Source organism: Taklimakanibacter albus, from assembly GCF_016595235.1.
Taxonomy (GTDB): Bacteria; Pseudomonadota; Alphaproteobacteria; order Rhizobiales; family Aestuariivirgaceae; genus Taklimakanibacter; species Taklimakanibacter albus.
In genome coordinates this window covers 729,569-743,934 of the sequence record NZ_JAENHL010000006.1, presented here as the reverse complement: position 1 = coordinate 743,934, position 14,366 = coordinate 729,569, and the positions used below count along the sequence as shown (strand labels likewise).

Sequence of the window (14,366 nt, the reverse complement as noted above, 5' to 3'; positions counted from 1 at the left end):
GATTTCAGCCAGATTCGTGATGCGGTATCATAATACCTGAAAATGTTGTTTTGCTGCCACAGTTTAAGCATCTCATGTGCTACCCCCTTTTCCTAACTGCTTGTATTTCATAAGATTCGAGACCTAGAGGGTGCGTCTGATGGTTCGTTTCGCTGTAGTTCTGCTGTTTGCCGGGGTTCTGGCTGCTGGTTCCGCTTGGGCCCAGACGCCCAAGGACCAGGATCAGCTTCCGCAAAGCGAGGAACAAAGCCAGACACCGAAGCCGCAAGCGCCGGCCCAGGGGACCGAGCAGACCCCGGTTCAGCCTCCTGCCGCGGGGGCAGGTGAGGATCTGACGGAGCCCCCGCCTCCCGACACCGGCGATGAGACCGATACCGAAGACTCCTCCCCCGATGATCTGAGTTTCGGCGAAATACCTGACGTGACGGTCATCGAGCTCACCGTCGACATCGCCCGGCGCTCGATCGACGCGCTGGCTCTGGTGCGCGACAAGTACAAGGACGCCAATCTCGAAAATTACGAAAGCCTGCAGGACTTCGTCGACCAGACGGACGAAGGCAAACGTTTCGAGGCCGACCTCAAGGCGGCGGGTTTCAACACCGTCGATGAGTGGAACGTCGCCGTCACCAGCGTCAGCTTCGCCTATTCGGCCATCACCGACAATCTCACCGATGACCTCACCAATCAGATCGCCGAGATCGAGAAAGACACCGCCCTCGCCCAGGACATGAAAGACCGCATGATCAAGGGCCTCAAGGCGATGATCCCGTCGGAGAACAACAAGAACGTGGTGCAGAAGCTGATCGACGACCCGGCCTATTCCGAGAAGCTCAAGCTGCTCGCTGAAGAAGGCGAATGAGCGATATCCTGCTTCAGGAGCGCCAGGCCGGCATTGCGCGGCTAACGCTCAACGATCCCAAGACCCGCAACAGCCTCAGCGAGGCGATGATGGCGGAGCTTGTAGTCGCCCTCGACGATCTCCGGCGCGACGACACGGCGCGCGTCATCGTCATTGCCGCCGAAGGCCCCGCTTTCTGCTCGGGCCACAATCTCAAGGAGATCACCGCGCATCGCCAGGATGACGATCGCGGCGCCGCTTATTTCACCAAGCTGATGGCGCAATGCGCCACGCTCATGCAGGGGATCGTGCATCACCCGTTGCCGGTGATCGCCGAGATCCAGGCGGTGGCAAGCGCCGCCGGCTGCCAGCTCGTTGCCAGCTGCGATCTCGCCATCGCCGCGGAACCGGTGCGTTTCGCCACACCCGGCGTCAATATCGGCCTCTTCTGCTCGACACCGATGGTCGCCCTGTCGCGCAACGTGACGGCCAAGCACGCGATGGAGATGCTGCTCACCGGTGATCTGATCGATGCCGAGGATGCCCGGCGCATCGGCCTCATCAACCGCATCGTGCCCAGCCAGTTCCTGCGTCAGAGCGTCGATGAGCTGGCGGCGAAGATCGCGAGCAAGTCCAAGGCGGTCACGAAGATCGGCAAGGAAGCCTTCTACCGCCAGCGCGAGATGACGCTTCCCGATGCCTATGACTATGCCGCGCGCGTAATGGTCGAGAACCTGCTCATCCGGGACGCCGAGGAAGGCATTGGCGCCTTTGTCGACAAGCGCCCGCCCGAGTGGCAAGATCGCTAGCCTATCATGGATCACGACAACTATTCGGCGGACTATATCCGCGACATCCTGCGCAGCGTCAAAACCATCGCTCTGGTCGGCGCCTCCAGCAACGACGTGCGTCCCTCCTATTTCGTGCTGAAATACCTGCTCGACAAAGGTTATGACGTGACGCCGGTCAATCCCGGCCTCGCCGGCCAGGAGATTCTCGGGCGCCGCGTCTATGGCACGCTCAAGGACATTCCCTACCCCATCGACATGGTGGACATCTTCCGCAATTCGCAGGCCGCCGGTGTCGTCACCGACGAGGCGCTGGCGCTGACCCCGTTGCCCAAAGTGATCTGGATGCAGCTCAACGTGCGCAATGACGAGGCGGCGGCACGCGCCGAGACCGCCGGACTCAAAGTGGTGATGAACCGCTGCCCCAAGATGGAATATGGCAAGCTCTCCGGCGAATGGAGCTGGGTTGGCGGCAATTCCGGCCTCATCTCGTCCCGCCGTCAGCGCCTCCATGAAAGCGGCAAAGTGCAAAGCCTAGGGCTGGGCCTCGGCATCAAGCGTTAGGCGCGCCTTCCGCCTATTCGCCCGCCGGCCGAGCAGGAAGGGCAGCACCGCCACGGCGATGGCGAGCCCCCACAGAACCAGGCTGATCCAGCTCTTGAAGAAGATCGAGATGTCGCCGCCGCTGATCGCCAGTGCGTTGCGCATATTGATCTCCATCACATCGCCCAGCACGAAGCCCAATATGATCGGCGCCATGTCGAAGCCAAGCTTGCGCAGGAGCCAGCCCATCAAACCGATGGCGAGCATCAGATAGAGCGACAGTGTCGAAGCATTGGTGGAATAGACACCGACGATCGACAGCACCAGAATGCCGGGCACCAGCAGCCAGTTCGGAATGGTGAGCACACGAGCGAACAGATTGACCAGCGGCAGATTGAGCGCCAGCAGGAAGAAGTTGCCGATGAACAGCGACGCCACCAGGCCGCCCACCATTTCAGGATGCTGGCTCATGAGCAGCGGGCCGGGCTGGATATTGTAGAGCATCAAGGCGCCGAGCATGACCGCCGTGGTGCCGGAACCCGGCACGCCCAAGGTCAGCATCGGCACGAAGGCGCCACAGGCAGTGGCGTTGTTGGCCGCCTCCGGTGCCGCGAGGCCGCGCACATCGCCCTTGCCGAAGGTCCCATCGCGGTCGGAAATGCGCTTCTCCGTCGTATAGGAGATGGCGCTCGCGACCGAGGCACCGGTCCCCGGCAGGACGCCGATGACGAAACCGATGGCCGACCCGCGCAAGGTGGGCACGACGCATTTGCGCAGGTCGTCGAGGCGCGCCATCATCCGGCCGAGCTTGCGGATCATCGTCACGCCGGCGCTCTGATTCTCCAGGATGATAAGCGCCTCCGAGATCGAAAACAGACCGATCACCAGCACGACGAATTCGATGCCGTCGCCAAGCTCCGGCTCGTTGAAGCTGAAGCGATAGGCGCCCGATGTGGCGTCGAGGCCGACGGTCGCCAGCATCAGCCCCAGAACGCAGCCGATCAGCGTCTTGACCGGCTGGCTGCCGACCATGGCGCCGAGCGTCGCCAGCGCGAAGATCATGAGAACGAAGTATTCTGCCGGTCCGAAGCCGATGGCGAGGCTCGACAGGATCGGGGCGAAGAGCGCCAGCCCGATGGCGCCGATCACGCCGCCGACAAAGGACGAGATGCCGCTGATGGCGAGCGCCTCGCCCGCGCGCCCTTGCTTGGCCAGCGGATAGCCGTCGAGCGCCGTCATGACGGCGCCGGCATCGCCCGGCACATTGAGCAGGATCGAGGAGATGCGGCCGCCATATTCGGCACCGCAATAGACCGCCGCCAGGAGGATCATCGTGCTCTCGGGTGGCAGGCCCATCGTATAAGCGATGGGCAGCAGCAGCGCGATGCCGTTGATCGGGCCGATCGCCGGGAGAGCGCCGATCAGCGTGCCGAGAAAACAACCGATCAGACCGATGAGCAGATTCTGCCAGGTGAGGGCTATGGCGAAGCCACCCCAGAGATAATCGAGATTCATAGCCACCCCTCTTCAGGCGAAGAGCCAGCCCGGCGGCAGATAGACCGCGAGCAATTTGACGAAGACGATCCACCATAAAAGCGCATGCCCGATGCCGCCGATCAGGCTGGCGCGCACCGATGCGCCGAAGATCCAGGCGACACCTGCGGTGAGCACGAAGATCGACACTACGAAGCCAGCCGGCTCGAGCAGCAGCACCGACAGGAGCACGAGGCCCGGCACGGCGAGTATGCGCAGCAGGAGCACGCCGTGCGGAAATTCCTCAGCTCCGCCAGGACGGCGCCAGTACAGGAGCGCCAGCAGCGCAAGCGCACCGGCGAGCGCCACGGGAAAGACACGTGGCCCCAAGGGATCCGATGCGAAGGCATAGTGGATGGTGGCGCCGCCCAGACCGAAGGCGAGCGCCAGGATCAGAAGGGCGGCCGCGCCGATACGGCCGGCCACCCCGTCTTTGGTCGCGGGCGTTGTCATGACGACGTCAGAGGCCGGCTTCCTTGGCGAGCACCTTGAAGCGCGCCACATCCGCCTTCACCTTGGCATCGAAATCCTGCCCGAACATGTTGAACTCGAACAGGCCGCGCGCCTGGCGCTCGGCCAGGAACTCAGGTGTCGCCGACAGTTTCTTGAAACCTTCCACCCACCAGTCATAGTCGGCTGCGGTCACGTCCTTGCCCATGTAGTAGCCACGCCAGACGATCCAATCGATGTCGATGCCCTGCTCGCGCGCCGTCGGAATCTGCGCTAGGTCGCCCGGGAGTCGTTCAGGCGCCATGACCGCGAGAATGCGTACCTTGCCGGCCTTGTGATGCTGACCCATCTCCGCCGCATCGCCGGAGCCCACCTTGATATGGCCGCCTTCCAGCGCCGTCAGCACCGCGCCGCCGCCTTCCAGCGCCACATAACGCATGGCTTTCGGGTCCTGCTCGGCGGCTTTGGCGAGGAGCGACGCCTTCATCCAGTCCTGCGAGCCGACGGCCCCACCACCACCAATGGCGAAATCGGCAGGCGTTGCCTTATAGGCCGCCACCAGTTCGCCCAGCGTCTTGTAGGGCGACTCTGCCGCGACTACGAGCACGCCATAGTCGGCGCCGAGCGCCCCCAGCCATTTCACCGCACTCTCGTCATACTGGCCGAATTTGCCCTGCGCGATCAGCAAGGCGGAGCCCGACGACGCGGCGGTGATCAGATTGCCGTCGGTGCCGCGTTTGCCGATCACATGATTATAGGCGACCGCACCCACGCCGCCTTCCATATAGGTGACCTGCATGGGTGTGCCGATGATCTTCGAGGCGAGCAGCGAATTGGCGGCAAGCCGGCAGGTGAGATCGAAGCCACCACCCGGCTTGGCACCGGCCAGGCATTCGGGCTTGGTGGGTTCCGCCATGGCAGCTCCATTGGCCACAATAAAGGCCAGCAGCGCCGCCGCGGCGGCGCGCGTCACATTCAACATCATCTATTTCCTCCCAGAACGAGATCGAGACTTCACGCCGACGTTGCAAAGCGACGACATCGCCAGCGCCGCCAATTGAGATTGGCGCGCCTGCAACAGCACTCGGGAGTGCTCATCGCTTCATCGGACTGATATTGGTCCACCGCTTTTCTTCGTGGTGGCGGACGGTAGCATCCTCGCACATGAAACTGTCACGGCGCTGTCACGGCGGCGGCTCGGCGCAAAAAGATGCCGCTTGAAGCGCAAAATCACGCATGCGAAATCTCCCCTATGCGCATTCTGCTCGTCGAGGATACGCTGGATGTCGGCGAGGCGATCGCCCGCCGCTTCAAAGCGATCGGCCATTCCGTCGACTGGGAAACCAGTGGCGCGGCAGCGGCGGACATTCTCGATTCGACCGGCTACGACCTCATCATTCTCGATGTCATGTTGCCGGAGCTCGACGGCTTCGAGATATTGCGGCGGCTGCGCCGCGCCAAGAGCCCTGCCCCGGTGCTCGTCCTCACCGCACGCTCCGAGATCGAGGACCGGGTCGAAGCGCTCGATCTCGGCGCCGACGACTATCTGGTGAAACCCTTCGACTTCCGTGAGCTGGAAGCCAGGGCGCGCGTCCTGATGCGCAGGCATGCTGGCGAGCCGACCAATATCATTCAATGCGGTGACATCATCCTCGACCGCGCCAGCCGGTCGGCGCGTGTCGGCCGGCGCGAGATTCAGCTGAAACGGCGGGAAATCTCGCTGCTCGAGATCCTCGCCAGCCGGCCGGGCCGCGTCTTCAGCAAGGACGAATTGCTGCAGAGCCTGTTCGGCTTCGATGAGGATGTCAGCCCGAACGCCGTCGAGCTCTATATCGGCCGGCTGCGCAAGAAGCTCGATTGCGCCAAGGCGCGCATCGTCACGTTGCGCGGCGTCGGCTACCAGCTGGTTCCCGATGACACGGAATGACTCATCCCTGTTCACCCGTCTGGCGGTGCTAGTCTCGCTCGTACTGTGTGTCGGCGCCACGGCGCTTGCGATCGCGGCCTGGTATTACGCCCGCGCCGCCGCCGATGATGCCTATGACCGCGTGCTGAAGGGCGCCGCGCTGCAGATGGCCGACAGCCTCACCGTCGATGGCGGCGAGATGATCGTCGACCTGCCGGCTTCGGCCTTCGAACTGCTCGGCCTCGCCGAGCGCGACCGGCTGTTCTACCGGATCGTCGATCCGGAGGGCAAAACGCTCACCGGCTATGCCGACCTCGCGAACGGCAGCGATCTATCCGCCGTGCGCTCTGAGCCGATCGTCCAAAATGGCAGCTATTCGGGTGATCCGGTCCGCATCGTCGTCGTGGCGCGCGCGTTCTCCGATCCGGCCTTGTCGGGCTGGGCCCATGTGATCGTCGCCCAGACGACGGAGGCGCGCCGGGCGCTCGCCGCCGAGTTGACCACCCGCGCGGTCCTCCTCGTCCTGATCATGAGCGTGATGGCGCTCGCCGGCACGGCGCTTGCCATCCGTTACGCGCTGCGGCCGGTCTGGCGGCTCGGCGCCGCGCTCAACAGTCGTGACTCGCAGGATCTCAAACCGATCGAGGTCGACATGCCGCGCGAGATGCGTCCCTTTGTCGGCTCGATCAATCATTTCATGGGCCGGCTCGAAAGGCGGGTGTCGCAGCTCGAGCGTTTCATCGCCGACGCCGCCCATCAGATCAGAACGCCGCTGACCGCATTGACGGCGCAGGTCGATCTCCTCGGCCAGGATAAGCTGGGCGCGGGGGCCCGCCAGCATCTCGAGCGCGTACAGCAGCGCGCCGAAGAGCTCGCCCGCCTCACCAATCAGCTTCTTAGCCATGCGATGGTCATCCACCGCGCCGACGCGGTCCGGCTGGCGCCTGTCAATCTCGTCGACATTGCGCGGCGCGCCTTCCGCGCCGCCGTGCCGATTACGCTCTCACCTGACATCATCGTATCCTTCGAAGCCGATGAGAGCGATCCGAAAGTGCTGGGCGATGCGGTCAGCCTGCGTGAGGCCATCGTCAATGTCATCGACAACGCGCTGCGTCACGGCACGCTGTCTCGCCTCGAAGTCAAGGTGTCGAGCGAGGCGGGTAATGCCGTGATCGAGGTGGAAGACGATGGCCCCGGTATTCCCCGCGAAGCCTGGGAAAGCGTCACCCAGCGCTTCGCAACGCCCAAACAGAACGGCGGCACCGCCGGCCTCGGCTTCTCCATCGCCGCCGAAGTGGCCTCGGCCCATGGCGGCACGCTTGGCTTCCGTGAACGCAACGAACGCGGCTTCGTCGTCGTTCTGAAGCTGCCGCTCCTCACCGGCGAAGGAGACTGATCATGCGGCACCTGATCTTCCTCCTGGTCCTGTTCATGAGTGCGCCGGCGACGGCACAGGCCATCGGCAAAAAGCCCGTCATTTTTCCGGCCCTGTCAACGGCAAGCGCTACACTCGACATCCATGCCGCGACCGATCTCCCAGCGATGGAGCCGTTGCTGCGCGATTTCCAGCAAGCCGCTCCCGACATCACGATCAACTATTTCGAGTACGTCACCAACGATCTCTACAAGGCGGCTGACGAAGCTTGCCGCGCAGGCCACCCGATAGGCGACATCCTGCTCTCCTCCTCGGTCGACCAGTTGATGAAGCTCGCCAATGACGGTTGCGCCGGCGCCCATCGCTCGCCTGAGACGAAGCGCACGGCGCGCTGGGCGAATTGGCGTGATGAGGTATTCGGTTTCACCTATGAGCCGTCGATCTTCGTCTACGATTCACGCATGGTGCCGCCCGAGGACGTGCCACGCTCGCACGCCGATCTGGCCGAGCTCCTGCGCCGGCGCATCGATTTTTATCGCGGGCGCATCGGCACCTATGACATCAGACTGTCCGGCATCGGCTATCTTCTCGCCTACAGCGATGCGCGCCAGACCACCACCGTCTATGGCCGCCTGCTCGAAAGCATGAGCCGGGCCGATGTCGTCACCCGCTGCTGCAACAGTGAGATCCTCGAGCTGATCACCGGCGGGCAACTCTATATCGGCTACAATATCCTCGGCTCCTATGCCTATGCCGCCATGCTCAAGAACCCTCATCTCAGGATCGTCGTACCGCAGGATTATACGCTGGTGCTGCGCCGTGGCGCCCTGATCTCGAAGGATGCACCGAACCTCGCTGCGGCGAAGCGATTCCTCGATTATCTCTTGTCGGAGCGCGGGCAGCGCGTCTCGCGCGAGAAGGCGTTCTTCTTCGCCGAGGACGGCACCTTGCCCAAGGGGGTCGATGGGCCCGAGACTCTCAAGGAGTCGGGCGTGGCGCGCCCGATCAGGATCGGCCCCTCTCTCCTCGCCGCGCAGGACCAGGCGCAGCGGCTGCGTTTCATCGCCGATTGGGCGGATGTCCTGTTCGGCTCGGCGCGGCGGCCGGATGATCCTCCCAAATAGGATACCCTTCGCCCCGGCCGGAAGGGAGGTGCCGGCCGGGGGAAGGTTTCGCCGTCCGCTAGACGCCAGATGCCATGGTGGAATAGCTGAGGCGCCTACTCTCTATTCGCGCGTCGGAAATCACATTTTGACGAACTTGCCGCCCTTGATTTCCACCTTCTGGACGCTCGCATCATAGTTGGACTTGAGCGCACCCATGCGCACTTCACAGCCCTTGCTGCAGTCATAAGTGCCACTGGCGCTCGCCTTCAGAACCACCTTCGCCGCTTTGCCGCCCATCGGCGTCAGCATGAAAGTGTGGCTCGTCTTGTCGGCATTGGTGACGGTGAGCGCGCTGGCGGAACTGATGGAAGCGGCCAGGGCCAGGCCGGTCAAAGCGAGGATACGCATATTCATGTCACAACTCCTTTTTGATGATGCAGTGATGTTGGATCGATGTCAGGCCGAGACGAATTTGCCGCCCTTGATCCAGATCTTGTGGACCTTGCCGTCGAAATGCGTCTTGGCCACGCCGAGTTGCAGCTCGCAGCCTTTGGTGCAGCTTATGTGGCCGGTATGCCGCGCCTTGATGACGAATTCATGCGTCTTGCCGCCGTTGGGCGTCGCCATGATGGCGTGGTTGGCTTTGTCGGTGTTGACGATGCTCAGGGCATTCGCCGATGTCACGGTCGCCGCGAGCGCAAGCGTCGCCGCAACGAGAAGATGGGCTCTCATGGCTGGTCTCCAATGAAATGATGTTGGTTCAGGGGCGAACGCAACAAGAGCCGAGGCGGTGGAAAGCGGGCCTGCCTGTCGCGCACAACTACTCATGGCGGCTCGATGAGAGCCACTTTGTACGGGTGGTTTTGGGCGCCCCCCGCTCTTTCCTTTTGTGCTGTTTTCACCTCATCCGAGTCATCGACCGGATGGTGAAACGCTAGTCCCGAAGCCTGAGGCCCACCAGTTAAATCGAGGTAATCCATAAACATTGTGGCGCCCGCGTCACTCGGCTAACTTGCCGGCCCTGGAGCTTCACAGGAGACCATGATGACCGACAAGACACCGGGCTTTGATACTCTCGCCATTCATGCGGGAGCGCAGCCCGACCCGGCGACGGGCGCGCGCGCGACCCCCATCTATCAGACGACGGCTTATGTGTTCGAAGACGTGAAACACGCCGCCGATCTGTTCGCGCTCAGAGCCTTCGGCAACATCTATACGCGGATCATGAATCCGACGCAGGCCGTGCTCGAATCCAAGGTCGCGGCCCTCGAGGGCGGCACCGCGGCGCTCGCCGTCGCCTCCGGCCATGCGGCGCAGATGCTCATCTTCCACGCCATGATGCAGCCGGGTGATGAATTCGTCGCGGTGCGCCAGCTCTATGGCGGGTCGATCAACCAGTTCGCCCATTCCTTCAAGTCCTTCGGCTGGCATGTGGTGTGGGCGGATGCCGATAATCTCGCCTCGATCGAAAAGGCGCTGTCGCCCAAGACCAAGGCGATCTTCATCGAGTCGATCGCCAATCCGGGCGGCCTCATCACCGACATCGCGGCAATCGCCAAGATCGCCCAGAAAGCCGGTGTGCCGCTGATCGTCGACAACACCCTGGCGACACCCTATCTGTGCAAGCCTTTTGATCACGGTGCCAATATCATCGTGCATTCGCTGACCAAGTTCATGGGCGGTCACGGCAATTCGATGGGCGGCGTCATCGTCGATGGCGGCAATTTCGACTGGTCGAGAAGCGGCCGTTATCCGCTGCTCACCGAGCCCAACGACTCCTATCATGGCCTCAAGCTGCACGAGACCTTCGGCAATATCGCTTTCGCCATCGCCTGCCGGGTACTGGGCCTGCGCGATCTCGGTCCCGCCATCGCGCCGCTCAATTCCTTCCTCATCCTGACCGGCATGGAGACCTTGTCATTGCGCATGCGCAAGCATTGCGACAATGCACTCGCCGTCGCCAAATGGCTGAGCACCCATCCGCAGGTCTCGTGGGTGAATTATGCCGGCCTCCCCGGTCATAAGCATCATGAGCTCGCCAAGAGATATTGCCCCAAGGGTGCCGGCTCGATCTTCACCTTCGGCTTGAAGGGCGGCTATGAAGCAGGTGTGAAGGCGGTGTCGAGCACGAAGCTTTTCTCACATCTCGCCAATCTCGGCGACACGCGTTCGCTCATCATCCATCCGGCCTCGACGACGCACAGTCAGCTGTCGCCCGATCAGCTGAAACAGGCCGGTGCCGGACCCGATGTGGTACGCCTGTCGATCGGCATCGAAGATGTCGAGGACATCATCGCCGATCTCGATCAGGCGCTTTCCTGACTAAGCTGAAACCCTCTTACAGCTGGATCACGATCACTTCAGGCCTTAATGGCCTGAAGTGATAAACGTGATCGAAGTCTTGGGTTAGCGCGTGATCGGACGGAAAACCGGCGTCCACTTTTCCTGATCACGCGCTGGTGAGAGGGCTTCATGCATCACCCAGATGGCGGAGGCGAAGACGATCATCGCGCCGCCTTGGTGGGCAAGCCCCAGATGCAAAGGCACCTGCGCCAGAAGCGTCCAGATGCCGAGGCCGACCTGCAGCAGAACGGCGATGAGCACGGCATAGGCCGCCTTGCTCTGCACCCGCCAGGCATAAAGCGCCGCACACAGCGCCACGACATAGGCGATGAGGCGGTGATCGAACTGCACCGTCATGGCGTTCTCGAAAAAGTTGCGCCACACGGGCTGCATGATCAGAAGGCCCTTGGGCATCCACTGGCCATCCATCAAAGGCCAGGTATTGTAGCCCATGCCGGCATCGAGGCCGGCGACGAAGCCGCCGGCGGCGACCTGCAGCAGGATCAGCGCCGCCAGGCCGAATGCGGCCCAGCCTCTTCTGTCCTGTGGCGGATGGCGCGGCGTGTGGCCGACGCCCAGCGCCGTCCACACGATGGCGCCCAGGATCACGGTGGCAAGGGTGAGATGGGCGGCGAGACGGTATTGGCTCACATCGACCCGGTCGACGAGCCCGGACTTCACCATGTACCAGCCGAGCGCGCCCTGCAGCCCGCCGAGGAGGATGAGCGTCACGAGGCGCGGCGTCAGGCGCGGCTCGATGCGGCGCGTCGCCCAGAAAAACAGGAACGGCACGATCATCACAAGACCGATGAAGCGTCCGAGAAAGCGATGCGCCCATTCCCACCAATAGATGAATTTGAACTCCTCGAGCGACATGCCATGATTGACGAGGCTGTATTGGGGGATGAGCTTGTATTTCTCGAAGGCCGCCAGCCAATCGGCCTCGGTGAGCGGCGGAATGGCGCCGAGCAAGGGCTGCCATTCGGTGATCGACAGGCCGGAATCGGTGAGCCGCGTGGCGCCGCCGACGATCACCATGATGAACACCAGGAAAGCGGCGAACCATAGCCAGGCGCGGATATAGGGGCGCGCCCTGCGCTGGCGCTCGGTCATCTCGATCATGGGAGCGGGATAGCGCCGGGGGCCCTCGCCCTCAAGGCTCCAAACGCCGCAGGACCTTGCGCCCGGCGCGCGGGCCGAATAGGTCATTCGGCATGACCCTCAGGCAGCGCAAGTTCATCGGCATGGTCGCCATCGTGACCTTCCTCATCGTCTATTGCCTTATCGCCATGGCGATCGGCGGCATGGTGGCGGTGGGCCTGCCGCTGCCGCTCGAGATCGGCTTCTTCGTCCTTGCCGGCATCGGCTGGCTGCCGGTGGTGATGATCATCATCCGCTGGATGTCACGGCCGGCTTAGCCGCATCGGCCCAAAGAGCCTAAAGATCGAGTTCCCAATATTGGCCGACGAGTTTGTGGCCGAAGCTTTCATGCGGCTCTTCGCTGACCAAGCGGAAGCCGGCTTTTTCGTAAATGTGCCGCGCCGCCGCGAGCAGGTCATTCGTCCATAAGGTCATGCGGCGGTAGCCCGCTGCCCGGGCGAAATTCAGCGCCTCTTCCACCAGCCGCCGTCCGAGGCCTTCGCCGCGCGTGTCGGGCTCCACATAGAGAAGGCGCAATTTGGCGGTCTCGGCATCGGCCTCGACAACGAAGACCGATCCCACCACCCGCCCGTCCTTGTCGGCCACACGGCAGAATTCACGTGCCGGCTTGAACTCCCGGATGAACTTCGCGACGATCTCGGCGACCAGCGCCTCGAAGTCTTCGTTCCAGCCATATTCCTGTCCGTAGAGCGCGCCGTGGCGATGGATGATCCAGCCGAAGTCGCCAACCGTCGGCGGACGCAGGATGGCCGGCTCTCGGTGTTTCGCTTCCTGGCCGAGCACCTCCTCGATGACCGCCATGGCCTGGATGAGCCGCTCCCGGTCGACGGAAGACAGGCCTTCAAGCTGGCGGCCGACGGCTGCGGCGCTTGCCTCATTGAGCGGCCGGAATGTCGCCTCGCCTTTCTCGGACAAGGCCAGATTGATCTGCCGTCCATCCGCCGCCGAGCGTTCACGCGTGATGTAACCCGATCTGGCGAAGTCCTTGAGAATACGGCTCAAATAGCCGGCATCGACGCCCAGCCCGGCAATCAGGTCGCTGGCGGTGATCTCCTTGTGCTGGGCGAGCTCGTAGAGAATGCGCGCCTCGGTCAGGCCAAAGCGGCTGGCATGGAGATGCTCGTCGAGAAGCCCTGTCCATTTCGTGTAATTGCGGTTGAAGCGCCGCACCGCGGTGACTGCGTCCTGCATGGACACAGAGTGGTGCATATAGTTGACTTTGTCAACTATCTATCAGGCGACCGCAACCCGCTTGAAGCCGTTCCACAGCGCAAAGGCGCTGCCCGACAGGAGCACGTCGACATAGCGCAGCTTCTGGTACCCGCCATTGAGGGATAACCGCGGCAGAGCGGTCAGATGATCCTTGTGGGCCGGGAAGATCAGGCCCTTGCGGGTGGTGACCGCGGCGGCGAAGCCCGCCTCGCGGATGAGGTCGAAGTCGCGGGGGCCCGCCGAGCCCGGATCGCCATAAGGATAGGCGAAGACTTCCGGCACCCGGCCGATTTCGTCGGCGATGCGGCTGCGCGACAAGGTGGCTTCGGCCAGCGCCTCATCGGCCGGTAGCCGGGCCACGGCGAAATGATTGATCGTGTGTGCGCCGATCGTGCAGAGCGGATCCGCCGCGATCTTGCGGACGTCGTCCCAGGTCATCGCCTCGCTGCGGCACTGCACGTCGAGATCGACGCCATGATGGGTACAGAACTGCCTGATCCATTCGCGCTGCCGGTGCTCTTCCATATTTCTGACCGGCCAATAGAGGCGTTTGAAGGCGGCCTGCTTGCTGGCATCGCTGCGGGTGTCGAGCTCGAAACCGCTGCCGTCGAGAACGCCTGAGACCTGGAGAGCGCCGGCAATGACAGCTTCGAGGCCGCGCCACCAGAGCTCACAGGTTCCATCGATGATCTTGGGGGCGACGAAGATGGTGAACGGACAGCCATGGCGCCGGAAGACCGGCCAGGCATGAACGAAATTGTCCTCATAGCCGTCATCCAGGGTGAATACCGCGAAGGGCCGCTCGGCCGGCGCCTCACCACTGAGGCGTGCGGCGGCCTCCGTCAGCGAGACGAGTTCATACCCTTCCTTAACGACATGGGCGATAACCATGTCGAGGAAAGCTGGGGTGATTTCGAGGCCGGAATTGGGGGCGAAACCATGGCGGGCGACTGCTGTCGGGCGCACATGATGCAGCATGAATATTGCACCCATGCCTCCCAATGCTGAACGCAAGGCGCGCGATGCTCCAGAATAATACAGGACATCAAGACTTGTTTTCAGAGCGGCGGACAACGGCATTACCCAGGGAACAACGGCTACAATTTCTCGT

General features: G+C 62.8%; 16 protein-coding genes. 8 read left to right on the top strand and 8 right to left on the bottom strand.

Annotation, left to right across the window (positions count from 1 at the left end; genetic code table 11):
* Window positions 1-139 precede the first annotated feature (139 nt).
* Genes JHL16_RS08195 through JHL16_RS08185 form a run of 3 tightly spaced genes read left to right on the top strand, consistent with a single transcriptional unit; the run spans window position 140 to window position 2,190 of the window.
* Window positions 140-859 carry a hypothetical protein gene (locus tag JHL16_RS08195; RefSeq protein WP_200184368.1) on the top strand — a complete coding sequence of 240 codons (720 nt, stop codon included), beginning with the start codon at window positions 140-142 and terminating at the stop codon, window positions 857-859.
* Window positions 856-1,647, top strand: coding sequence for an enoyl-CoA hydratase (locus JHL16_RS08190; RefSeq protein WP_200184367.1), 792 nt, complete (start codon window positions 856-858; stop codon window positions 1,645-1,647). The genes JHL16_RS08195 and JHL16_RS08190 overlap by 4 nt, the downstream gene beginning before the upstream one ends.
* A 6-nt stretch (window positions 1,648-1,653) precedes the next feature.
* On the top strand, window positions 1,654-2,190 hold the full coding sequence (locus JHL16_RS08185; protein ID WP_200184366.1) for a CoA-binding protein: 537 nt from the start codon (window positions 1,654-1,656) through the stop codon (window positions 2,188-2,190).
* On the opposite strand, the gene JHL16_RS08180 is transcribed toward JHL16_RS08185, so the two are convergent.
* Genes JHL16_RS08180 through JHL16_RS08170 form a run of 3 tightly spaced genes read right to left on the bottom strand, consistent with a single transcriptional unit; the run spans window position 2,161 to window position 5,137 of the window.
* A complete protein-coding gene (locus JHL16_RS08180; protein WP_200184365.1) occupies window positions 2,161-3,684 on the bottom strand; it encodes a tripartite tricarboxylate transporter permease in 1,524 nt (507 codons plus the stop codon). The genes JHL16_RS08185 and JHL16_RS08180 overlap by 30 nt on opposite strands.
* A 12-nt stretch (window positions 3,685-3,696) precedes the next feature.
* Window positions 3,697-4,155 carry a tripartite tricarboxylate transporter TctB family protein gene (locus JHL16_RS08175; protein ID WP_200184364.1) on the bottom strand — a complete coding sequence of 153 codons (459 nt, stop codon included), beginning with the start codon at window positions 4,153-4,155 and terminating at the stop codon, window positions 3,697-3,699.
* A 7-nt stretch (window positions 4,156-4,162) separates the two neighbouring features.
* Window positions 4,163-5,137 carry a Bug family tripartite tricarboxylate transporter substrate binding protein gene (locus JHL16_RS08170; protein WP_246770831.1) on the bottom strand — a complete coding sequence of 325 codons (975 nt, stop codon included), beginning with the start codon at window positions 5,135-5,137 and terminating at the stop codon, window positions 4,163-4,165.
* 267 nt (window positions 5,138-5,404) lie between these two features.
* Here JHL16_RS08170 and JHL16_RS08165 point away from each other — a divergent pair, with 267 nt between their 5' ends.
* The 3 genes from JHL16_RS08165 to JHL16_RS08155 are packed head-to-tail and all read left to right on the top strand — an operon-like array spanning window position 5,405 to window position 8,557.
* The gene (locus JHL16_RS08165; protein WP_200184363.1) at window positions 5,405-6,079 is read left to right on the top strand and encodes a response regulator transcription factor; all 675 of its coding nucleotides are present in this window, start codon (window positions 5,405-5,407) and stop codon (window positions 6,077-6,079) included.
* Window positions 6,066-7,454 (top strand): sensor histidine kinase, encoded by a 1,389-nt coding sequence (locus JHL16_RS08160; RefSeq protein ID WP_200184362.1) that lies wholly within the window; start codon window positions 6,066-6,068, stop codon window positions 7,452-7,454. Before JHL16_RS08165 ends, JHL16_RS08160 begins: the two co-directional genes overlap by 14 nt.
* A gap of 2 nt (window positions 7,455-7,456) precedes the next feature.
* Entirely contained in the window at window positions 7,457-8,557 is a 1,101-nt protein-coding gene (locus tag JHL16_RS08155; RefSeq protein WP_200184361.1) for an ABC transporter substrate-binding protein, read from the top strand.
* A 120-nt stretch (window positions 8,558-8,677) separates the two neighbouring features.
* Here the strand turns inward: JHL16_RS08155 and JHL16_RS08150 are convergent, their stop codons facing one another.
* Entirely contained in the window at window positions 8,678-8,953 is a 276-nt protein-coding gene (locus JHL16_RS08150) for a hypothetical protein (RefSeq protein ID WP_200184360.1), read from the bottom strand.
* 42 nt (window positions 8,954-8,995) lie between these two features.
* Window positions 8,996-9,271 (bottom strand): hypothetical protein, encoded by a 276-nt coding sequence (locus JHL16_RS08145; protein WP_200184359.1) that lies wholly within the window; start codon window positions 9,269-9,271, stop codon window positions 8,996-8,998.
* 312 nt (window positions 9,272-9,583) lie between these two features.
* Here JHL16_RS08145 and JHL16_RS08140 point away from each other — a divergent pair, with 312 nt between their 5' ends.
* The gene (locus JHL16_RS08140) at window positions 9,584-10,861 is read left to right on the top strand and encodes an O-acetylhomoserine aminocarboxypropyltransferase (RefSeq protein ID WP_200184977.1); all 1,278 of its coding nucleotides are present in this window, start codon (window positions 9,584-9,586) and stop codon (window positions 10,859-10,861) included.
* 84 nt (window positions 10,862-10,945) lie between these two features.
* Here JHL16_RS08140 and JHL16_RS08135 read toward each other — a convergent pair whose 3' ends face one another.
* On the bottom strand, window positions 10,946-12,004 hold the full coding sequence (locus JHL16_RS08135) for a COX15/CtaA family protein (protein ID WP_200184358.1): 1,059 nt from the start codon (window positions 12,002-12,004) through the stop codon (window positions 10,946-10,948).
* A gap of 92 nt (window positions 12,005-12,096) precedes the next feature.
* On the opposite strand from JHL16_RS08135, the gene JHL16_RS08130 reads away from it, so the two are divergent.
* On the top strand, window positions 12,097-12,300 hold the full coding sequence (locus JHL16_RS08130) for a DUF2842 domain-containing protein (protein ID WP_200184357.1): 204 nt from the start codon (window positions 12,097-12,099) through the stop codon (window positions 12,298-12,300).
* 19 nt (window positions 12,301-12,319) lie between these two features.
* Here JHL16_RS08130 and JHL16_RS08125 read toward each other — a convergent pair whose 3' ends face one another.
* Together JHL16_RS08125 and JHL16_RS08120 are read right to left on the bottom strand one after the other, a co-directional pair.
* Window positions 12,320-13,234 (bottom strand): bifunctional helix-turn-helix transcriptional regulator/GNAT family N-acetyltransferase, encoded by a 915-nt coding sequence (locus JHL16_RS08125; RefSeq protein ID WP_246770830.1) that lies wholly within the window; start codon window positions 13,232-13,234, stop codon window positions 12,320-12,322.
* 42 nt (window positions 13,235-13,276) lie between these two features.
* On the bottom strand, window positions 13,277-14,248 hold the full coding sequence (locus JHL16_RS08120) for a polysaccharide deacetylase family protein (protein ID WP_200184355.1): 972 nt from the start codon (window positions 14,246-14,248) through the stop codon (window positions 13,277-13,279).
* Window positions 14,249-14,366 lie beyond the last annotated feature (118 nt).

Excerpts from the sequence above, each read along its gene's own strand:
- JHL16_RS08195 (WP_200184368.1), top strand. The coding sequence starts at position 140 with ATGGTTCGTTTCGCTGTAGTTCTGCTGTTTGCCGGGGTTCTGGCTGCT.
- JHL16_RS08190 (WP_200184367.1), top strand. The coding sequence starts at position 856 with ATGAGCGATATCCTGCTTCAGGAGCGCCAGGCCGGCATTGCGCGGCTA.
- JHL16_RS08185 (WP_200184366.1), top strand. The coding sequence starts at position 1,654 with ATGGATCACGACAACTATTCGGCGGACTATATCCGCGACATCCTGCGC.
- JHL16_RS08180 (WP_200184365.1), bottom strand. The coding sequence starts at position 3,684 with ATGAATCTCGATTATCTCTGGGGTGGCTTCGCCATAGCCCTCACCTGG.
- JHL16_RS08175 (WP_200184364.1), bottom strand. The coding sequence starts at position 4,155 with ATGACAACGCCCGCGACCAAAGACGGGGTGGCCGGCCGTATCGGCGCG.
- JHL16_RS08170 (WP_246770831.1), bottom strand. The coding sequence starts at position 5,137 with ATGATGTTGAATGTGACGCGCGCCGCCGCGGCGGCGCTGCTGGCCTTT.
- JHL16_RS08165 (WP_200184363.1), top strand. The coding sequence starts at position 5,405 with ATGCGCATTCTGCTCGTCGAGGATACGCTGGATGTCGGCGAGGCGATC.
- JHL16_RS08160 (WP_200184362.1), top strand. The coding sequence starts at position 6,066 with ATGACACGGAATGACTCATCCCTGTTCACCCGTCTGGCGGTGCTAGTC.
- JHL16_RS08155 (WP_200184361.1), top strand. The coding sequence starts at position 7,457 with ATGCGGCACCTGATCTTCCTCCTGGTCCTGTTCATGAGTGCGCCGGCG.
- JHL16_RS08150 (WP_200184360.1), bottom strand. The coding sequence starts at position 8,953 with ATGAATATGCGTATCCTCGCTTTGACCGGCCTGGCCCTGGCCGCTTCC.
- JHL16_RS08145 (WP_200184359.1), bottom strand. The coding sequence starts at position 9,271 with ATGAGAGCCCATCTTCTCGTTGCGGCGACGCTTGCGCTCGCGGCGACC.
- JHL16_RS08140 (WP_200184977.1), top strand. The coding sequence starts at position 9,584 with ATGACCGACAAGACACCGGGCTTTGATACTCTCGCCATTCATGCGGGA.
- JHL16_RS08135 (WP_200184358.1), bottom strand. The coding sequence starts at position 12,004 with ATGATCGAGATGACCGAGCGCCAGCGCAGGGCGCGCCCCTATATCCGC.
- JHL16_RS08130 (WP_200184357.1), top strand. The coding sequence starts at position 12,097 with ATGACCCTCAGGCAGCGCAAGTTCATCGGCATGGTCGCCATCGTGACC.
- JHL16_RS08125 (WP_246770830.1), bottom strand. The coding sequence starts at position 13,234 with ATGCAGGACGCAGTCACCGCGGTGCGGCGCTTCAACCGCAATTACACG.
- JHL16_RS08120 (WP_200184355.1), bottom strand. The coding sequence starts at position 14,248 with ATGGGTGCAATATTCATGCTGCATCATGTGCGCCCGACAGCAGTCGCC.